The organism is Microvirga sp. BSC39 (assembly GCF_000739015.1).
Lineage (GTDB): Bacteria > Pseudomonadota > Alphaproteobacteria > Rhizobiales > Beijerinckiaceae > Microvirga.
This window is the reverse complement of sequence record NZ_JPUG01000077.1, coordinates 360,842-378,315: the sequence shown is the minus strand read 5'-3', so window position 1 is coordinate 378,315 and position 17,474 is coordinate 360,842. Positions and strand designations below refer to the sequence as shown.

General features: G+C 65.9%; 17 protein-coding genes and 1 riboswitch. Of the genes, 10 read left to right on the top strand and 7 right to left on the bottom strand.

The annotated features are described in order from the left end of the window. The 7 genes from MA07_RS24040 to MA07_RS24010 form a co-directional block, all read left to right on the top strand. On the top strand, positions 1 to 2,858 hold a 2,858-nt coding region (locus MA07_RS24040; protein WP_036357829.1), incomplete at its 5' end, for a chromosome segregation protein SMC. Positions 2,859 to 3,064: 206 nt separating this feature from the next. Next, a complete protein-coding gene (locus tag MA07_RS24035; protein ID WP_036357826.1) occupies positions 3,065 to 3,436 on the top strand; it encodes an AtpZ/AtpI family protein in 372 nt (123 codons plus the stop codon). Between the two features lie 65 nt (positions 3,437 to 3,501). Further along, positions 3,502 to 4,230 (top strand): F0F1 ATP synthase subunit A, encoded by a 729-nt coding sequence (locus tag MA07_RS24030; RefSeq protein ID WP_036357824.1) that lies wholly within the window; start codon positions 3,502 to 3,504, stop codon positions 4,228 to 4,230. Positions 4,231 to 4,286: 56 nt separating this feature from the next. Next, a complete protein-coding gene (locus MA07_RS24025) occupies positions 4,287 to 4,511 on the top strand; it encodes a F0F1 ATP synthase subunit C (protein ID WP_036357820.1) in 225 nt (74 codons plus the stop codon). A 230-nt stretch (positions 4,512 to 4,741) separates the two neighbouring features. Continuing rightward, positions 4,742 to 5,287 (top strand): ATP synthase subunit B, encoded by a 546-nt coding sequence (locus MA07_RS24020; RefSeq protein ID WP_036357817.1) that lies wholly within the window; start codon positions 4,742 to 4,744, stop codon positions 5,285 to 5,287. Positions 5,288 to 5,300: 13 nt separating this feature from the next. Beyond that, positions 5,301 to 5,786: an ATP F0F1 synthase subunit B gene (locus tag MA07_RS24015; protein WP_036357815.1), complete on the top strand. Its 486-nt coding sequence runs from the start codon at positions 5,301 to 5,303 to the stop codon at positions 5,784 to 5,786. 67 nt (positions 5,787 to 5,853) lie between these two features. Next, on the top strand, positions 5,854 to 6,510 hold the full coding sequence (locus tag MA07_RS24010; protein ID WP_036357812.1) for an HAD family hydrolase: 657 nt from the start codon (positions 5,854 to 5,856) through the stop codon (positions 6,508 to 6,510). Between the two features lie 204 nt (positions 6,511 to 6,714). Here the strand turns inward: MA07_RS24010 and gcvPB are convergent, their stop codons facing one another. The 5 genes from gcvPB to gcvT are packed head-to-tail and all read right to left on the bottom strand — an operon-like array spanning position 6,715 to position 11,764. Continuing rightward, the gene (gcvPB, locus tag MA07_RS24005; protein ID WP_036357809.1) at positions 6,715 to 8,367 is read right to left on the bottom strand and encodes an aminomethyl-transferring glycine dehydrogenase subunit GcvPB; all 1,653 of its coding nucleotides are present in this window, start codon (positions 8,365 to 8,367) and stop codon (positions 6,715 to 6,717) included. Continuing rightward, positions 8,367 to 9,707 (bottom strand): aminomethyl-transferring glycine dehydrogenase subunit GcvPA, encoded by a 1,341-nt coding sequence (gcvPA, locus tag MA07_RS24000; RefSeq protein ID WP_036357806.1) that lies wholly within the window; start codon positions 9,705 to 9,707, stop codon positions 8,367 to 8,369. The genes gcvPB and gcvPA overlap by 1 nt, the downstream gene beginning before the upstream one ends. Positions 9,708 to 9,727: 20 nt before the next feature. Next, the gene (locus MA07_RS23995) at positions 9,728 to 10,204 is read right to left on the bottom strand and encodes an OsmC family protein (RefSeq protein WP_036357803.1); all 477 of its coding nucleotides are present in this window, start codon (positions 10,202 to 10,204) and stop codon (positions 9,728 to 9,730) included. 14 nt (positions 10,205 to 10,218) lie between these two features. Continuing rightward, a complete protein-coding gene (gcvH, locus tag MA07_RS23990) occupies positions 10,219 to 10,593 on the bottom strand; it encodes a glycine cleavage system protein GcvH (protein ID WP_036357800.1) in 375 nt (124 codons plus the stop codon). A gap of 22 nt (positions 10,594 to 10,615) precedes the next feature. After that, positions 10,616 to 11,764, bottom strand: coding sequence for a glycine cleavage system aminomethyltransferase GcvT (gene gcvT / locus MA07_RS23985; protein WP_036357797.1), 1,149 nt, complete (start codon positions 11,762 to 11,764; stop codon positions 10,616 to 10,618). 158 nt (positions 11,765 to 11,922) lie between these two features. Then, positions 11,923 to 12,013, bottom strand: a riboswitch (glycine riboswitch). A gap of 164 nt (positions 12,014 to 12,177) precedes the next feature. On the opposite strand from gcvT, the gene MA07_RS23980 reads away from it, so the two are divergent. Further along, on the top strand, positions 12,178 to 13,482 hold the full coding sequence (locus MA07_RS23980) for a hemolysin family protein (protein ID WP_036357794.1): 1,305 nt from the start codon (positions 12,178 to 12,180) through the stop codon (positions 13,480 to 13,482). A 3-nt stretch (positions 13,483 to 13,485) separates the two neighbouring features. On the opposite strand, the gene MA07_RS23975 is transcribed toward MA07_RS23980, so the two are convergent. Together MA07_RS23975 and MA07_RS23970 are read right to left on the bottom strand one after the other, a co-directional pair. Then, the gene (locus MA07_RS23975) at positions 13,486 to 14,052 is read right to left on the bottom strand and encodes a hypothetical protein (protein WP_036357792.1); all 567 of its coding nucleotides are present in this window, start codon (positions 14,050 to 14,052) and stop codon (positions 13,486 to 13,488) included. A 27-nt stretch (positions 14,053 to 14,079) separates the two neighbouring features. After that, complete coding sequence (locus MA07_RS23970; RefSeq protein WP_052003487.1) at positions 14,080 to 14,592, bottom strand: invasion associated locus B family protein; 513 nt, start codon at positions 14,590 to 14,592, stop codon at positions 14,080 to 14,082. A 316-nt stretch (positions 14,593 to 14,908) separates the two neighbouring features. Here MA07_RS23970 and coxB point away from each other — a divergent pair, with 316 nt between their 5' ends. Then, positions 14,909 to 15,769, top strand: a complete 861-nt coding sequence (coxB, locus tag MA07_RS23965) for a cytochrome c oxidase subunit II (RefSeq protein ID WP_036358054.1) — start codon at positions 14,909 to 14,911, stop codon at positions 15,767 to 15,769. Positions 15,770 to 15,796: 27 nt separating this feature from the next. Beyond that, positions 15,797 to 17,416 carry a cytochrome c oxidase subunit I gene (ctaD, locus tag MA07_RS23960; protein ID WP_036357788.1) on the top strand — a complete coding sequence of 540 codons (1,620 nt, stop codon included), beginning with the start codon at positions 15,797 to 15,799 and terminating at the stop codon, positions 17,414 to 17,416. Positions 17,417 to 17,474 lie beyond the last annotated feature (58 nt).

Below are 17,474 nucleotides of genomic sequence, written 5' to 3'. Positions count from 1 at the left end.
TGGAAAGCCAGATCGAGAGCCTGAAGCGCCAGGGGCGGCAGGCCTCCCGCTACAAGACCCTCTCGGCGGAGATCCGCCGGCTTGAGGCCCTGATGTACGCCATCAGCTTCTCCGAGGCGCGGGAGCAGGCCGCCACCGCCGAACGCCAGGTCACCGAGGCCCTCAAGGCCGTGGCGGATGCCACCGAGGAACAGACCCGCGCCGCCACCGCCCAGGCCGTCGCCGCCCATGCCCTGCCCGGCCTGCGCCAGGATGAGGCCGCCGCGGCGGCCGCCCTGCAGCGCCTGACCCATGCCCGCAACGAGCTCGAATCGGAGGAGCGCCGCTCCAAGGACCGCGTGACGGAGCTGGAGCGCCACATCGGGGACCTCAACCGCGACCTCGCCCGCGAGGCGGCCCAGCGCACCGACGCCGAGGCCACCATCGAGCGCCTCCAGTCCGAGGCCGCCGAGATCGCGCTGACCACGGACGGGGCGGACGATGTCCGCGCCGAGGCCGAGGAGCGCCTGCATGCCGCCGAGGCGGAGCTGCACGAGGCCGAGGCCGCCTTGAGTGCCCTTCAGGCCCAGACCTCCGACCTCAATGCCCGCCGCGCCGCCCTGGAGCGCGCCGTGCGCGAGGAGATGGAGCGCGCCGCCCGTTTCCGCTCGGAGAAGGAGCGGCTGGAGCGCGAGATCGCAGCCCTCTCCGGCTCGACCGAGGATGGCCCCTCCCTCGACGACCTGCGCGAGGAGATGGCGATTGCCGAGGAGAGCGCCGGGTCCGCCGAAGAGGCCGTGATCGAGGCGCGCGAGACCCTGTCAGCAGCGCGTGAGGCCGAAAACCGCCTGCGCCAGCCCCTCAACGAGGCCGAGCGCAAGGCGCAGCGGCTCGAAACCGAAGCTCTGACGCTGGCCAAGCTCGTGACCTCCGCCACCGGCGACCTCTGGCCTCCCGCCCTCGACCAGATCACGGTCGAGAAAGGCTACGAGGCGGCGCTCGGCGCGGCGCTTGGCGACGATCTCGAAGCCTCGACCAATCCTTCCGCTCCCGCCCACTGGGAGATGACCGGTGCCGGCGAGGGCGACCCCTCCCTGCCGGACGGCGTCCGTTCGCTCGCCGATCTCGCCCGCGCTCCGGCCGAGCTGCAGCGCCGCCTGCGTCAGATCGGCGTGGTCAGCCGTGCCGACGGCCTTCGCCTGCGCGCCCTTCTCAAGCCCGGCCAGCGGCTGGTCTCGCAGGAAGGGGACGTGTGGCGCTGGGACGGCTTCACCAATGCCGCGGAAGCGCCCTCCCCGGCGGCCCGGCGCCTGGCGGAAAAGAACCGTCTCGGCGACCTGGAGCGCGAGGCGGCGGAAGCCCGCGAGCAGGCCGAGCACCTGCGGCATGAGGCGGAAGCGGCCGTCGAGGCCGTTCGCCGGGCCGCCTCTCATGAAATGCAGGCCATCGAGGCTGCACGTCAGGCTCGTCATGCCCTCGATGCCGCCCGGACCCGTCTGACGGCTGTCGAGCGCAAGGAAGCGGAACTCGGCCAGCGCCGTTCGGCCCTGCAGGAAGGCCTGACCCGGCTTGGGGAGAGCGAGGCGGAAGCGCTGGAGCGCGTGCAGGATGCGCAAGGCGCCCTGCAGGACCTTGCTCCCGCACCGGATCTCGAAAGCCGCCTGCTCGAGGAGCGCACCCGCGTGGCCGAGCGCCGCGCCGCCGCCTCCGAGGCGCGGGCGGCCCTGCAGTCGCTCATGCACGAGGCCGAGCTGCGCCGCCGCCGGCAGGACGCGCTTGCGGCCGATTTCCGCCTGTGGACTGAACGCGCCGCCCGCGCGGCCAAGGCCTTCGAGGACCTGGGCGAGCGCCTGGAGCGCGCCCAGGACGAGCACCAGCGCCTGCTGGAGGCTCCCGACACCTATCTCCAGCGCCGCCGCGCCCTCATCGCCGAGGTCGAGGAGGCGGAGGCGAAGCGCAAGGAGGCCGCCGATCGTCTCGCCGATGCGGAGACGGGCTTGGCCGAGACGGACCGCACCGCCCGCGCAGCCCTTGAGGCGCTCTCGGCCGCCCGCGAATCCCGCGCCGGCTCACAAGCCCGGCACGAAGCCGCCGTGGCCCGGCTTGCCGAGATCACCCGCACCATCGCGGAGAACCTTGAGACGACCCCGGCCGGGCTGATCGAGCTTGCCGGCCTGAAGGAGGCGACCGAGCTTCCGCCGCATGCGGAAATCGAGACCAAGCTCCACTCCCTCAAGAACGACCGGGAGCGCCTGGGCGCCGTGAACCTGCGCGCCGATGAGGAACTCTCGGAGCTCGAGACCAAGTACAACAACATCGCCGGCGAGCGGGACGACCTCGTCGAGGCCATCAAGCGCCTGCGCCAGGCCATCGGTAGCCTCAACCGCGAGGGCCGCGAGCGGCTGCTCGCCGCCTTCGACGTGGTGAACAACCATTTCAAGCAGCTCTTCACCACCCTGTTCGGCGGCGGCACGGCGGAACTGACCCTGGTCGATTCGGACGATCCGCTCGAAGCCGGCCTCGAAATCCTCGCCCGCCCGCCCGGCAAGAAGCCCCAGAGCATGACCCTGCTCTCCGGCGGCGAGCAGGCGCTCACCGCCACGGCGCTGATCTTCGCCGTGTTCCTCACGAATCCCTCGCCGATCTGCGTGCTCGACGAGGTGGACGCGCCGCTCGACGACGCCAATGTGGAGCGCTACTGCGCCCTTCTGGAGGACATGGCCCGCCAGACCGAGACCCGGTTCGTGGTGATTACCCACAACCCGATCACCATGGCCCGGATGGACCGCCTGTTCGGCGTCACCATGGCTGAGCGCGGCGTCTCGCAGCTGGTCTCCGTCGATCTGCAGAGCGCCGAGCGCATTCTTGAGGTGGCCTAAGGTTTTCAGGCCCTGCCATGCTTCGGCCCCAAAAACATGTGCGCTTTCCGCCCTGGCCTGCGCAAAACCGAGCATAAGCCAATAATATCAAACGCTTAGTTCTTTTCAGACTGTTCTTGACAGGGGTGAACCCCGCTCATATGGTGCGCCCGGCTTTCGGGGCTGGTTTCCAGGCATTTTCCCGCAACGCTTCACAGGAGATCGCAATGGCGGACCCTCACGAGCGGAACGGTGACAATGAGCGGAAACCGAGCAGCGCCGATGATGCCGACCTGTCAGCGAGACTGAAGTCGCTCGATGCACGGATCTCTCAAGCATCCGTTCAACGAGCCGAATCGGAACCTCGCGCCCGCCCGACGTCCAATTCCACTGCTCTCGGCCAAGCCTTCAGGCTCTCGGCCGAATTCGTTGCAGGAGTTGCGGCCGGCGGGATCCTGGGTTGGATCGTCGACTACCTGTTCGGATCTTCCCCTTGGGGTCTGATCGTTTGTCTGATACTCGGCTTCTGCGCCGGGATGCTCAATCTGATGCGAGCAGCAGGGGTGGTCAAACCCGCCCGGCATGACGACAAGCGGTAACGGACTTCGACTTCGACTTCGAACGCCGAACGGCATTGGCAACAGCGAACTTTTGAGAGCGGATCATGGCGAGCCCGATCGAACAATTCCAGATCAAGCCCATTATTCCGGTCATCAACTTCACCAATTCGTCCCTGTTCATGATCGGCGCTGCCGCCGTGATCGTGGGCGGCCTCCTGCTGGCGACCCGCAATCGCGCCGTCGTTCCGGGCCGCGCCCAGTCGGTCGCCGAGGTGCTGCACGATTTCGTGGCGAACACGCTCGTCGATGCGACCGGCAAGGAGGGAATGAAGTTCTTCCCCCTCGTGTTCTCGCTCTTCATGTTCGTGCTGACGGCAAACCTGCTGGGCATGATCCCGGGCTTCTTCACGGTCACCAGCCACATCATCGTCACCTTCGCGCTCGCGATGCTGGTGATCGGCACGGTGGTGATCTACGGCTTCGTCAAGCACGGCACCCACTTCCTCGGCCTCTTCGTGCCGTCGGGCGTGCCGGGCTGGCTTCTGCCCTTCATCGTGGTGATCGAGCTCATCTCCTTCCTGTCCCGCCCGATCTCGCTGTCCCTGCGTCTCTTCGCGAACATGCTCGCGGGACACATCGCGCTGAAGGTTTTCGCAGGCTTCGTGGTCAGCCTCCTGGCTGCCGGCGGCGCTCTGACGATCCTCGCTCCGCTGCCGCTCCTCATGGCGGTTGCTCTCATGGCGCTCGAGTTCCTCGTCGCCGCCCTGCAGGCCTACGTCTTCACGGTGTTGACCTGCATCTACCTGAACGACGCGTTGCACCCGGGGCACTAGGTCTGCGCTGAGTTAACCTTCCCTCCCGATCACAGTATATCCCCAAGGAGATCACAATGGATCCGATCGCTTTCAAATTCCTCGGCGCGGGCCTCGCCTGCATTGGCATGGGCCTCGCCGCCATGGGCGTCGGCAACATCTTCGGTAACTTCCTCTCGGGCGCCCTGCGCAACCCGTCGGCAGCCGACAGCCAGTTCGCTCGCGCCTTCATCGGCGCGGCGCTCGCAGAAGGTCTCGGCATCTTCTGCCTCGTCGTCGCTCTCGTTCTGCTCTTCACCTAATCTCAAGACGGTGATCGGGAGGCTGAGGCGCGGTCCACGCGCTTCGCCTCGACAGGGGTGACGGCGGGCTCAACCGCCGTCATTCATGTTTCCGGCGCATCGTGCGGAAAAGTGGGAACCGGTTTTCCGCACTGAACGATGCGCCAGTCTAGGGATTGGCATCGGATTGATCCCAAAAGTGCCCTCCACTTTTGGGTCCGATGCTAGGATCGATTTGTAGGATCTGCTCCATGGCTCAGGCTCAGACGACCAACGCCACAACAGAGGCCCACGGCGGCGCTCATGACGTCGGGTTTCCACCCTTCGCGTCGGAGACCTTCGGCGGTCAGCTCCTGTGGCTCGCCATCACCTTCGTGGTGCTCTACACCCTGCTCTCACGGCTGGTCCTCCCGCGCCTGAGCGGAATCATCGAAAACCGCCGCGCGATGATCGCAAGCGATCTCGACAACGCGGCCGCCATGAAATCCCGCGCGGAAGAAGCCGGCACGGCCTACGAGAAGTCGCTCGCGGAAGCCAAGGGCCGTGCTCAGGCCCTGGCCCAGGAAACCCGCGCCAAGCTCTCCGCTGAGAGTGACGCCAAGCGCAAGGCGCTCGAGGCCGACCTCAACCAGCGCCTCGCAGAGGCCGAGGCCACCATCTCGGGCAAGAAGGCCGAGGCCATGAGCCACGTGGACGCCATCGCTCGCGACACGGCTTCCGCCATCATCGAGCGCCTCACCGGCAAGGCTCCGGCCCCGCAGAAGGTCGAAGCCGCTCTCAACCAGATCAAGGCCTGATCGGGAGATCCGCATGTTAGAGAACACCAATTTCTGGGTTGCGGTCGCCTTCTTCATCTTCTGGGGCCTGATGTTCTATCTCGGCGTCCCGGGCAAGGTGATGAACCAGCTCGACTCCCGCGGCAAGCGCATTGCCGACGAACTGGCCGAGGCCAAGCGCCTGCGCCAGGATGCCGAACGGCTCCTCCAGGAGTACGAGTCCAAGCGTGCAGCCGCCGAGCGCGAGGCCGCCGACATCGTCTCCACCGCCCGCGCCGAGGCCGAGCGCCTTGCCGCCGAGGCGCAAGAGAAGATGGCCGACTTCGTGAAGCGCCGCACCGCAACTGCCGAGGCCAAGATCGCCCAGGCCGAGGCTCAGGCTTCCGCGGAAGTCCGCGCCGCCGCCGTCGACGCCGCCATCAAGGCGTCCGAGCGCGTCCTGCGCGACGAGATCACCGGCGCCACCGCCGCCTCTCTCGTCACGTCGAGCCTCAACGACGTGCGCACGAAGCTGCAGTAAGGCTTCTCGCACAAACAACGATCACGAAGGCCGCCCTTGAGGCGGCCTTTTTGCTGGAGGGTACATCATGCTGCTGATCTTCGATTGCGACGGGGTCCTGGTCGATTCGGAAGCCCTTGCCTGCGAGATCGACGCCCAGATCCTCACCGGCATCGGCCTGCCCTATTCGGCGCAGGACATCGCGCGAAAGTTCGTCGGGGTCAGCTTCAAGGACATGGTGGCACGCCTCGAGGCGGAGCATGATTGCACGCTCCCAGCCGACCTAGGGGCACAACTTGACACCGCTCTGTTCGCGAAGTTCGAGACGGACCTGAAACCGATCGAGGGTGTTCGCGAGGCCATCCTCTCGCTCCCCTGGCCGCGTTGCGTCGCCTCCTCCTCCACACCCGACCGGATCGCCCTGTCCCTGCGCATCACCGGACTGTTGGACCTGTTCGACCACGTCTTCAGCGCCACGCAGGTGGCGCGCGGGAAGCCCGCGCCGGACCTGTTTCTCCACGCCGCAGAGCAGATGAGTGCTAACCCGCAGGATTGCGTCGTGATCGAGGACTCGGCGGCAGGAGTTCAGGGAGCGCTTGCTGCCGGCATGCGCGTCATCGGCTTCGTCGGGGGAGCGCATTGCGGGCCGGAGCATGCGGAGAAGCTGCGCCAGGCAGGTGCCCGCATAATCATCGAGCGGATGGCAGATTTGAAAAGCGCCGTGCAGGGCATGGTGAGGCCCTGACTGAGCCTGCCCCTCTCCCCTCTGCGGGAGAGGGTGGCCCTCGCGTCAGCGAGGGTCGGGAGAGGGGCCGCTCTTCCTGCAAACGCCGCTCTTAATCTTAAGCTAGAAAAAGAACAGGGCAGTGTGGAGTGATCCGCACTGCCCCTCTCCCGGCTTGCCGATGGAAGCCACCCTCTCCCGCGAAGGGGAGAGGGTTGGTTCGCTTTACTCCGCCGCTTCCGCCACGGGCGCCGGTGGCGACCACTTGAGCACCGGGCTCCTCGCCGCGCGGGTCTCGTCGAGGCGGCGGCGCGGGGCGTGGTAGGGGGCGCCGGTGAAGCGCTCCTTCTCCCCGTTCTTCGCAGCCATGGCGAGGTCGCGCAGCATCGCGACGAAGAGGTCGAGGGACGTCTTCGATTCGGATTCCGTCGGCTCGATCAGCATGGCCCCATGCACCACCAGCGGGAAGTACATGGTCATCGGGTGGTAGCCCTCGTCGATCATGGCCTTCGCCACATCGAGCGTGGTCACGCCCGTGTCCTTGAGCCACGCGTCGTCGAACAGCACCTCGTGCATGCAGGGCTTGTTGCCGAAGGGCAGCGACATCAGGTCGGCGAGGCCGGCCCGGATGTAGTTGGCGTTGAGCACCGCATCCTCGGAGGCCTGCTTCATGCCGTCCGAACCGTGCGAGAGCATGTAGGACAGCGCGCGCACATACATGCCCATCTGGCCATGGAAGGCGGTCATGCGGCCGAAGGGGGCGGCAGTGCCGCCGGCCTCATCATTTTGCTCAACCAGTTCGAAGCTGCCATCCTTCATCCGCACGAACGGCACCGGCGCGAAGGGCGCGAGGCGCTCGGACAGCACCACCGGGCCGGAGCCCGGACCGCCGCCGCCATGCGGCGTCGAGAAGGTCTTGTGCAGGTTGATGTGCATGGCATCGACGCCGAGATCGCCCGGCTTCGCCTTGCCCACGATGGCGTTGAAATTGGCGCCGTCGCAGTAGAAGTAGGCGCCCGCATCGTGGATCGCCTTGGCGATCTCCACGACCTGCGGCTCGAAGAGCCCGCAGGTGTTGGGGTTCGTGAGCATGATCGCCGCCACATCGGGGCCGAGACGCTCCTTCACGTCCTCCACATGCACCCAGCCATCCTCGCGGGCCGGCACCGGCTTCACCTTGAAGCCGATCAGCGCCGCCGTGGCCGGGTTGGTGCCGTGCGCAGAATCGGGCACGAGCACCACATTGCGGGTCTTGCCCTCACCCTTGGCCTCGATGGCGGCCTTGATCGCCATCATGCCGCAGAGCTCGCCGTGGGCACCGGCCTTCGGCGACAGCGCCACAGCGGTCATGTTGGTGAGCGTGACGAGATAGCGGCCGAGCTCGTTCATCAGCTCCAGCGCGCCCTGCACGGTGGAGACCGGCTGCAGCGGATGCACGTCGGAGAAGCCCGGCAGGCGCGCCATGCGCTCGTTGAGGCGCGCATTGTGCTTCATGGTGCAGGAGCCGAGCGGGAACAGGCCGGTGTCAATGCCGTAGTTCTGCTGGCTGAGGCGCACGTAGTGGCGCATGGTCTCCGGCTCGGAGAGGCCCGGCAGGCCGATGGCCTCCTTGCGCTCGAGCCCGCCGAGACGAGGCTCGAAATCCTCCGGCTCGTCGAGATCGACGCCGGTGGTGTCGTAGCGCCCGATCTCGAAGAGCAGCGGCTCGATCTGCGCCAGCGCCTTGTTGCCCGTAAAGGTCGGGTGAGCCTCGGGGTTGGAGCCGGTGGCGCGGTTGGCATCGCCCTGAAGGCGGGCGGCCTGATCGCCCATGCCGGCGGCCGGGTCGGACACGCCATGAGCCTGCGGAGCGGAGGGACGTCCCTGGCGGTTCAACATCACAGAACCTCCTTCAAGGCGGCAGCAAAGGCCGCGCGATCATCATCGGTGTTCACTTCAGTCGAAGCGACGAGGAGCAGATTGTCGAGGCCGGCGCCGGGCAGAAGGCGCGACACGGGCACGCCCGCAAGCACACCCTTCTCGGCCAGACGCTCGACCACTTCGGCGGCGGGCTTTGCGAGCTTCAGCGTGAACTCGTTGAAGAACGTCTTGTTGAGCACTTCGACGCCCTTCACGGCAGCAAGCTGGTCGGCCAGCTTCACCGCATTGGCATGGTTGATGCGGGCGAGGCGCGAAAGGCCCGCTTCGCCGAGCAGCGTCATGTGAATGGTAAACGCCAGCGAGCACAGGCCCGAATTGGTGCAGATGTTCGAGGTCGCCTTGTCGCGGCGGATATGCTGCTCGCGGGTCGAGAGCGTGAGCACGAAGCCGCGGCTGCCGTCCGCGTCCACCGTCTCGCCGCAGAGGCGGCCCGGCATCTGGCGGAGGAACTTCGACTGTGTGGCGAAGAGGCCCACATAAGGCCCGCCGAAGTTCAGCGCATTGCCGATCGACTGGCCTTCGCCCACCACGATGTCAGCGCCCATGCTGCCGGGAGACTTCAGCAGGCCGAGCGACACCACCTCGGTAAACACGGCGATCAGCAGCACGCCGTGCTGATGCGCCTTGTCGGCAATCGGCTTCAGATCGCGCACGTTGCCGAACACGTCCGGCGACTGCACGACCACGCAGGATACGCTGTCGTCGATCCGGGACAGGATGTCCTCGGTGCCGCCCACGTCGGGCGCCATGGTGACGACGTCGTCGCTCGACATCTCCGAGAGCGTCCGCACCACATCCGCGTAGTGCGGGTGCAGGCCGCCCGAGAGCACCGCCTTGCGGCGCTTGGTGACACGGTGCGCCATGAGCACCGCCTCGCCCGTGCCGGTGGAACTGTCATACATGGAGGCGTTCGCCACCTCCATGCCGGTGAGCGCCGCCACTTGAGTCTGGAACTCGAACAGATACTGCAGCGTCCCTTGTGCGATCTCAGGCTGATACGGCGTATAGCTCGTCAGGAACTCGGAGCGCTGGATCAGGTGATCGACGGTGGCCGGCACATGGTGCTTGTAGGCGCCGGCGCCGACGAAGAACGGTACGCTCGAAGCGGAGATGTTCTTCGCGGACATGCGGGAGAGGATGCGCTCCACCTCCAGCTCGCCCTTGCGGCGCGGCAGGTCCACCGGCTCCCTGAGGAGCAGGTTCTTCGGCACGTCGGCGAACAATTCATCGACGTGATTGACGCCGATCCGCGCGAGCATCTCGCTGCGGTCGGTGTCGGACAAAGGCAAATAACGCATCGGCGAAAGAACCTTGTTTGTTAATGCGAGGGAATGCCCGCCACCACGATCTCCGTCAGCACGGAGTTGGCGATGAAGCATTCCTTGTGGGCGAGGTGGTGCATGTCGGCGATCTGCTCGAGACTGGGCTGCTTTTCGCCTGAGAATGCGATGACCGGATCGAGAGTCACTTTGGAGACGAAGAGCTTGCCGTTCTCGTTCTTCGTCATGATGCCGAGCGCCTTGTCTTCATAACGGTCGACGACGAAGCGCTTCTTGGCCGCGATCGACAGGAAGGTGAGCATGTGGCAGCTCGACACGGCCGCCACGAAGGCCTCTTCCGGATCGACCGCATCCTCGCGCGAGAGGGGCAACGGCACGACGGAGGGCGACGCGGAGCCGGGAACTTCGATGCCGCCATCGAAGGACCAAGTATGGCCGCGGCTGTAGCGGTTGTCGGAGAAGCTCTCCTCCGCTCCCCGCGCCCAGCGGATCGTCGCCCTGTACTCGTGCGCCATGGCCGTGCTCTCTTTTACGAGATCGACTTCACGAATTCCCCGTACTGCTCTTCGGTCATGAGGCCGTCGAGCTCGCTCTCGTTCGTCAGACGGATCTTCATGAACCAGCCGCGGCCGGCCGGGTCCTCGTTGACGGTGCCGGGGGATGCTTCGAGCTCGCTGTTGACCTCGACGACCTCGCCGGAGACGGGCGCATAGACTTCGCTTGCCGCCTTCACGCTCTCGACGACGGCCGCCTCATCGCCCTTCGACAGGGTCTTGCCGACGCTGGGCAGCTCCACGAACACCACGTCGCCGAGCTGGCCCTGGGCGTAATCGGAGATGCCCACGATGCCGGCATCGCCTTCGACGCGGATGTATTCGTGATCCTTGGTGTAGCGCGTGGTCATGATGAATTCCCTCTTTTGAATGTCAGCGCTTGTAGCGATGGGGAGCGAACGGCATGGCCGCGACCTTGGCCGGCAGCGGCTTGCCGCGAACGATGAGATGCAGGTCGGTGCCAACGGCGGAGACGTCCTTGGCCACATAGCCCATGGCGACCGGGCCGTTGACCGTGGGGCCGAAACCGCCGGAGGTCACGATGCCGACCTCGCGGCCATCGGGCGTGGTGATGACGCTGCCTTCGCGGGCCGGAGCGCGGCCCTCCGGCCTGATGCCGACGCGAACACGGGCAGCACCATCCTTGATCTCGCGCTGAACGCGCGCGGCGCCGGGGAAGCCCCCCTCCTCGCGGCGGCGCTTCTGGATCGACCAGATCAGGCCCGCCTCGATGGGCGACGTGGTGGTGTCGATGTCGTGGCCGTAGAGGCAAAGCCCCGCTTCGAGGCGCAGCGAATCGCGCGCGCCGAGGCCGATGGCCTTGACCTCCGGGTCGGCGAGGAGCGCACGCCAGAGCTTGGCCGCATCCTCGCCCTTGCAGGAGATCTCGAAACCGTCCTCGCCGGTGTAGCCCGAGCGGGAGACGTGGCACCAGATGCCGTCGATCTGCACATCGGCCGACATCATGAAAGAGAGCGCCGCGGCCTCAGGCGAAAGCTTCGCCATGACCGCTTCCGCGGAAGGCCCCTGCAGGGCCATCAGGCCAAGCTCATCCTTGCGGTTCAGGCTCACGCCCTTCGGCAGGCGCGCCTGGATGTGAGCGTAGTCCTGCTCCTTCATGGAGGCGTTGACCACAAGATAGAGCCAGCCCTCATGCCCCGGAGCGCCGACGCGGGTCACCATCAGGTCATCGAGGATGCCACCATCATCGGCCAAGAGCTGCGAGTAGCGCTGCTGGTTGGGCTTGAGGTTCACGACATCGGCCGGGATCAGCGCCTCAAGGGCCTTGGCCACGGTCTCATGGCTCTTGTCCTCGGCGGCGAGGAAGGCTTGACCCATATGCGACACGTCGAACAGGCCCGCATGCTCGCGGGTCCAGTTGTGCTCGGTGAGAATGCCCGTGGGGTACTGCACCGGCATGTCGTAGCCGGCGAACGGCACCATGCGGGCGCCAAGCGCCACATGCTCCGCGTGGAGCGGGGTTTTCAGGAGCGGCTCGTCGCTGTGCGCTGGCTCGGCCATCGGTGTCCCTCAAAGGTGCGCGTTCCATCGAGCCTTGCGGCCCGTTGCTCTGCGCCCCCTCTGTCCCGAGACCTGAGAGATTTCCCAAACGCTTGCGCGAAAGGTTACGCCCGTCGGTGGACGACGCTTATCGAAGCGTCGTCGCTTTCCAGAGTGCCAGCTCCCGCGCGGTCCTTTGGCCTGAGCGTTTCCGGGGCGGTTGCGCCTTCGGCGCCGGACTCGTGGTCCGGTCTCTTCCGCGGGGATCATCGGCTGGTTTTAAGCTCTGAAGATGAATTGATCTCCTGTCAACAAAGCAAGGCCGGCCTGTTCACCCTTTAATTGACGCCACGCCCTCCAGGCTCCATCTTAGGGGCCATCTGTCACAGAAGGGGAGAAGCGCGGCCTGATCCGGTCAGCAGCTCCACGCATCGTTGCTCGAACTGATCATCGCTCTCGCTCTCGTCGCCCTCAACGGCGTCTTCGCTCTTTCCGAACTTGCCATCGTATCCGCCCGCCGCCCCAGGCTCAAAGCCATGGCCGAGCAGGGCCGCTCCGGCGCCAATACGGCCCTCACCCTCATGGAGGATTCGGGCCGCTTCCTCTCGACGGTCCAGATCGGCATCACCCTGGTGGGCATCCTGGCCGGTGCCTTCTCGGGCGCCGCGCTGGGCGGCCGGCTGAGGGACATCTTCCTGGCCCAGGGCATGCCTGCGGGGGCGGCCGAGCCGCTCGGCTACGGCATCGTCATCGGCATCATCACTTATCTCTCCATCGTGGTCGGCGAGCTCGTGCCCAAGCAGCTGGCCCTACGCCACCCGGAGGGCATCGCCTGCGCTATGGCGCCGATGATGCTGGTCGTCTCCAAGGTCGCAGCCCCGGCCGTCTGGCTTCTGAACGCCTCCACCAGCCTGATCTTCAGCTTCTTCGGCACCAAGTCGGACGATTCCTCCACCGTCACCGAAGAGGAGATCAAGATGCTCGTCGGCGAGGCCGAGAGCGCCGGCGTGATCGAGGAGGAGGAGCGCCGCATGATCTCGGGCGTGCTGCGCCTGGGCGACCGGACCGTGCGCGGCCTCATGACCCCTCGGACGGACGTGGACTGGATCGATACGGAGGATGACGAGGAAACGATCCGCCAATTGCTGGTCGAGACACCGCATTCGCGCCTGCCGGTGAGCGAGGGCACGCCCGACAACGTGATCGGCGTCGTTCAGTCGAGGGAGCTTCTGGCCGCCATGCTGTCTGGCCAGCCCCTCGACGTCCGCAAGCACCTGCAGCAGGCGCCGGTCATTCCGGACACGCTTTATGCTCTCGATGCTCTGGCGATCCTGCGGGACGCCGAAGTCCCCATGGCCCTCGTTCACGACGAGTACGGCCATTTCGAAGGGGTCGTGACCCCGGCCGATGCCTTGGAGGCCATCGTCGGCGCCTTCCGGTCCGACGGCGAGGCGCCGGAGCCCGATGCCGTCCGGCGCGAGGACGGCTCCTGGCTGCTCGCCGGCTCCATGCCGGTGGACGAGATGGCCGAGATCCTCGGCGTGACCCTGCCCGAGTCCCGCAGCTATCACACGGTCGGCGGCCTGGTGATCAGCGAGCTGCAGCACCTGCCGACCACGGGCGAACACGTGGAGACCTTCGGCTGGCGCTTCGAAGTCATCGACCTCGACGAGCGCCGGATCGACAAGGTCCTGGCCGCTCCCCTCAACCAGAGAGCGGGCGCGGCCGTCCTTTATTAAGTATCAGCCGCGGCGTCCTGCAGCCGAGCGGGCCCCGAGGCCGACCTCGATCTCGAACGTGTTGGCGGACGAAGCCGGAACCACGATGCCCTCCTCGACGATGGAGACGGTCGTCCGCGTCTGGCCGGCCGGAATTGCGGCCGCCACACGGCGGGAGCGGTTGGCGAACACGGTCGAGCCGTCCTTGACGACGATCTGGACCGGAACGTCGTAGCGGCCCGCCGACCCTCCGGCTCCGAGGAGCGCCCGCGCCTCGACGCCGACCCTCACGAGGGTGCTGCCGTCCGGCTGGCCGACGCATTCACGGGCGAGATCGCCCAGGGCGATCTGGCTGCGCACGGAGCCGGCATCGCCGGATCGGATGACCGAACCGCCATCTATGACCTCCACGGTCGGGCAATAGACGTCGCGGGTCTCGGCAGCCTGAGGCGGTGTCTGGGTCGTGCCTGCCGTGAGCAGCATGTCACCGACGCCGAAGCCGCCCTCGCCCGGCGCTCCGCAGCCGGCCAGGGCCGAGATCCCGAGCACGGCAAAGGCCCATCCGGCCCTGCGGTTCAATCCCTTGTTCATTACTGTCCCCCACCCTCTCTTTGTTGATTACGGAAGGGCATCGAACCCGGCCGCGAACCCGTTCAGGGAGACCGGGATCCCGATCCCCTCCTCGGGCGTCTGGAAGACGATGAAGGTGGCCTGCTGGCCGGTCTTCATCTGGTTGATCAGGTTGTCCTCCATGACGACCTCGGCGACGCATCCCGACGCCAGGCAGCGCACGAAGCCGGCGCGGCCGATATCCGTCTGGTCGATCTTCAGGCCTAACCCTGAGGGCAGCAGAATACCCAGAGGCGCCACCACGCGCAGGAGGCGGCTTTTGCCATCGGCGGTTTTCAACATGATAATCACGAGGGTGACGTTGGGGCGGTCTTCCGCAACAACGTTCTGCACCAGGGCGCATTGCTCGGCGGTGGCGCCGGCCGGGGTCTCGCAGCGCATCTGCCAGTCGCCGAAGGTGTTCTTGACCATGCCCTGAGCGCCGGCGCCGCTGGCGCCGAGCAGAGCCGACAGCCCCAGGAAAGCGGCCGCGCCGTGGCGAACCCATTGCGATGCGCCCATCGGTTTCTCCATTCCTTACAACCCTCTTCAAGGGTCGCGGCATGCCGCCGCTCCGACTTCAACTTTGGCCCCGTTGGGACCATGTCAGGGGGCGCAATGTCAAGCGACAGGGGCGCTTTGGAAGGTTGAAACGCGTTTTGGCGGTTATGACGCACAGTTTGGAACGCTTCTACCGTTGCGCTTCCGCGCGTCCTGTGGTCTTTGACGCAGATCAAAGGTGATGGCGCAAGCCGGGCGCCGCTATTCGCACGCCCGCGCCTTCCCCGATGCTTTCATGGCCCTGGGCCATCACATCTTTAGGAGCTTTGGAACGCCGATGCGGATCGAGACTGGACGTCGATCGGTGACCGCCCTCTCCACGGCAGCGGTCGCACTTGTGTTGGGCATAAGTGAGGCGTGGGCCGCCGCCGGGCAGCCCTCCCCTTGGGAAACCGGCATGCAGGAGATGGTGACCGAGTTGGGACAGAACGTGTCCGACTTTCACACCTACCTTACTTGGCTCATGGCCGCGATCTGCCTTTTCGTGCTGGCGCTGCTCCTTGTGATCGTTGCCCGCTTCAACGAGAGCAAGAACCCGGTTCCCTCGAAGACCACCCACAACACTCTGCTGGAAGTGGCTTGGACCATCGTCCCGGTTCTGATCCTCGTGGTCATCGCCATCCCGTCCTTCCGCCTTCTGCGCGAGCAGCTCGTGCCCCCGCAGGCCGATCTGGTGGTGAAGGTCACGGGTTATTCCTGGTACTGGGGCTACGAGTACCCGGCCGATCAGGGCGGCGGCTTCAAGTTCGACTCGAACATGGTCACCGAGGACAGCGCCCGTAAGCCGGATCAGCCCCGCCTGCTCGGCGCCGACAACGCGATGGTGGTGCCGGTGGGCAAGGTGGTTCGCGTTCAGGTCACATCGGCCGACGTGATGCATTCCTTCACGGTGCCCTCCTTCTACTTCAAGGTCGACGCCATCCCCGGCCGCCTGAATGAAGTCTGGTTCAAGGCCGAGAAGGAAGGCGTGTACTACGGCCAGTGCTCGGAGCTCTGCGGCAACGGCCATCCTTACATGCCCATCGAAGTCCGCGTCGTGAGCGAGCAGCAATATGCCGCTTGGCTGGCCGAGGCGAAGCAGCGTTATGCTTCCACGGACGACAGCCCGGCTCCGACCAAGTTCGCGACCGCTCAATAATCTGAAAAGGACCACAGAGGTCTCATCATGGCACATGCAGCTGATGCCGCTCACGCGGATCACCACGATCACCTTCCGAGCTTCTGGCGTCGGTGGTTCTATTCCACGAACCACAAGGACATTGGCACGCTCTATATGATTTTCGGCTTCACGGCGGGTATCGTCGGCGGCCTCCTGTCCATCGGCATGCGTCTGGAGCTCCAGGAGCCTGGCCTCCAGTTCTTCTCGAACCCGCAAGCCTTCAACGTCTTCGTGACCGGCCACGGCCTCATCATGGTGTTCTTCATGGTGATGCCCACGCTGATCGGCGGCTTCGGCAACTGGTTCATTCCGCTCATGATCGGCGCGCCGGACATGGCCTTCCCGCGGATGAACAACATCTCGTTCTGGCTCACCGTTTCGGCCTTCGCCCTGATGCTCTGCTCGCTCTTCGTCGAGGGCGCTCCGGGCTCGCTCGGCTTCGGCGGCGGCTGGACCGTGTATCCGCCGCTCTCCACCGTCGGCCACCCCGGCCCGGCGCTCGACTTCGGCATCTTCGCCCTCCACCTTGCCGGTGCGGCGTCGATCCTGGGTGCGATCAACTTCATCACCACGATCCTCAACATGCGCGCTCCGGGCATGACGCTGCACAAGATGCCGCTCTTTGCCTGGTCCATGCTGGTGACGGCGTTCCTGCTGCTCCTGTCGCTGCCGGTTCTCGCTGGCGCGATCACGATGCTGCTCACCGACCGCAACTTCGGCACGACCTTCTTCGATCCGTCGGGCGGCGGCGATCCGGTGCTCTACCAGCACCTGTTCTGGTTCTTCGGCCACCCCGAAGTGTACATCATGATTCTGCCGGCCTTCGGCATCGTCAGCCACATCATCTCCACCTTCTCCAAGAAGCCGATCTTCGGCTATCTCGGCATGGCCTATGCCATGGTGGCGATCGGCGTGGTCGGCTTCGTCGTGTGGGCGCACCACATGTACACGGTCGGCCTCTCGCTCCAGACCCAGGCCTACTTCGTGTTCGCCACCATGGTGATCGCGGTGCCCACGGGCGTGAAGATCTTCTCCTGGATCGCCACCATGTGGGGCGGCTCCATCCGCTTCACGGCGGCCATGCAGTGGGCGGTGGGCTTCGTGTTCCTGTTCACGGTCGGCGGCGTGACCGGCGTGGTGCTGGCGAACGCTCCCGTGGACCGCTACATGCACGACACCTATTACGTGGTGGCTCACTTCCACTACGTGCTGTCTCTCGGCGCCGTGTTCGTGATCTTCGCCGGCATGTACTACTGGTTCCCGAAGATCACCGGCTACGTGATGCCCGAGTGGATCGGCAAGCTGCACTTCTGGGTCGCCTTCATCGGCTCGAACATCCTGTTCTTCCCGATGCACTTCCTGGGCCTCTCCGGCATGCCGCGCCGCTATGCGGACTACCCGGACGCCTTCGCGGGCTGGAACATGGTGTCCTCCATCGGCGCCTATATCTTCTTCGCCGGTCTCTTCATCTTCATGTTCGGCGTGGTCTATGCCTTCATCCGCAAGGAAAAGGCCGCTGCGAATCCGTGGGGTGAGGGTGCGACGACGCTGGAATGGACCCTGTCCTCCCCGCCTCCGTACCACCAGTTCGAGACCCTGCCGCGCGTCATCGACACGCACCACTAATCAGCAAGCCGGGCGGCAAAAGCCGCCCGGCTCCTCCCCAGAGGGCTTGGGTCTCACA

Coding starts and splice junctions, on each gene's coding strand:
- gcvT (WP_036357797.1), bottom strand. CDS start 11,764: ATGGCCGAGCCAGCGCACAGCGACGAGCCGCTCCTGAAAACCCCGCTC.
- MA07_RS24030 (WP_036357824.1), top strand. CDS start 3,502: ATGGCGAGCCCGATCGAACAATTCCAGATCAAGCCCATTATTCCGGTC.
- MA07_RS23975 (WP_036357792.1), bottom strand. CDS start 14,052: ATGAACAAGGGATTGAACCGCAGGGCCGGATGGGCCTTTGCCGTGCTC.
- gcvH (WP_036357800.1), bottom strand. CDS start 10,593: ATGACCACGCGCTACACCAAGGATCACGAATACATCCGCGTCGAAGGC.
- MA07_RS24010 (WP_036357812.1), top strand. CDS start 5,854: ATGCTGCTGATCTTCGATTGCGACGGGGTCCTGGTCGATTCGGAAGCC.
- MA07_RS23995 (WP_036357803.1), bottom strand. CDS start 10,204: ATGGCGCACGAGTACAGGGCGACGATCCGCTGGGCGCGGGGAGCGGAG.
- gcvPA (WP_036357806.1), bottom strand. CDS start 9,707: ATGCGTTATTTGCCTTTGTCCGACACCGACCGCAGCGAGATGCTCGCG.
- gcvPB (WP_036357809.1), bottom strand. CDS start 8,367: ATGTTGAACCGCCAGGGACGTCCCTCCGCTCCGCAGGCTCATGGCGTG.
- MA07_RS24020 (WP_036357817.1), top strand. CDS start 4,742: ATGGCTCAGGCTCAGACGACCAACGCCACAACAGAGGCCCACGGCGGC.
- MA07_RS23970 (WP_052003487.1), bottom strand. CDS start 14,592: ATGGGCGCATCGCAATGGGTTCGCCACGGCGCGGCCGCTTTCCTGGGG.
- MA07_RS24025 (WP_036357820.1), top strand. CDS start 4,287: ATGGATCCGATCGCTTTCAAATTCCTCGGCGCGGGCCTCGCCTGCATT.
- MA07_RS24015 (WP_036357815.1), top strand. CDS start 5,301: ATGTTAGAGAACACCAATTTCTGGGTTGCGGTCGCCTTCTTCATCTTC.
- MA07_RS24035 (WP_036357826.1), top strand. CDS start 3,065: ATGGCGGACCCTCACGAGCGGAACGGTGACAATGAGCGGAAACCGAGC.
- coxB (WP_036358054.1), top strand. CDS start 14,909: ATGCGGATCGAGACTGGACGTCGATCGGTGACCGCCCTCTCCACGGCA.
- ctaD (WP_036357788.1), top strand. CDS start 15,797: ATGGCACATGCAGCTGATGCCGCTCACGCGGATCACCACGATCACCTT.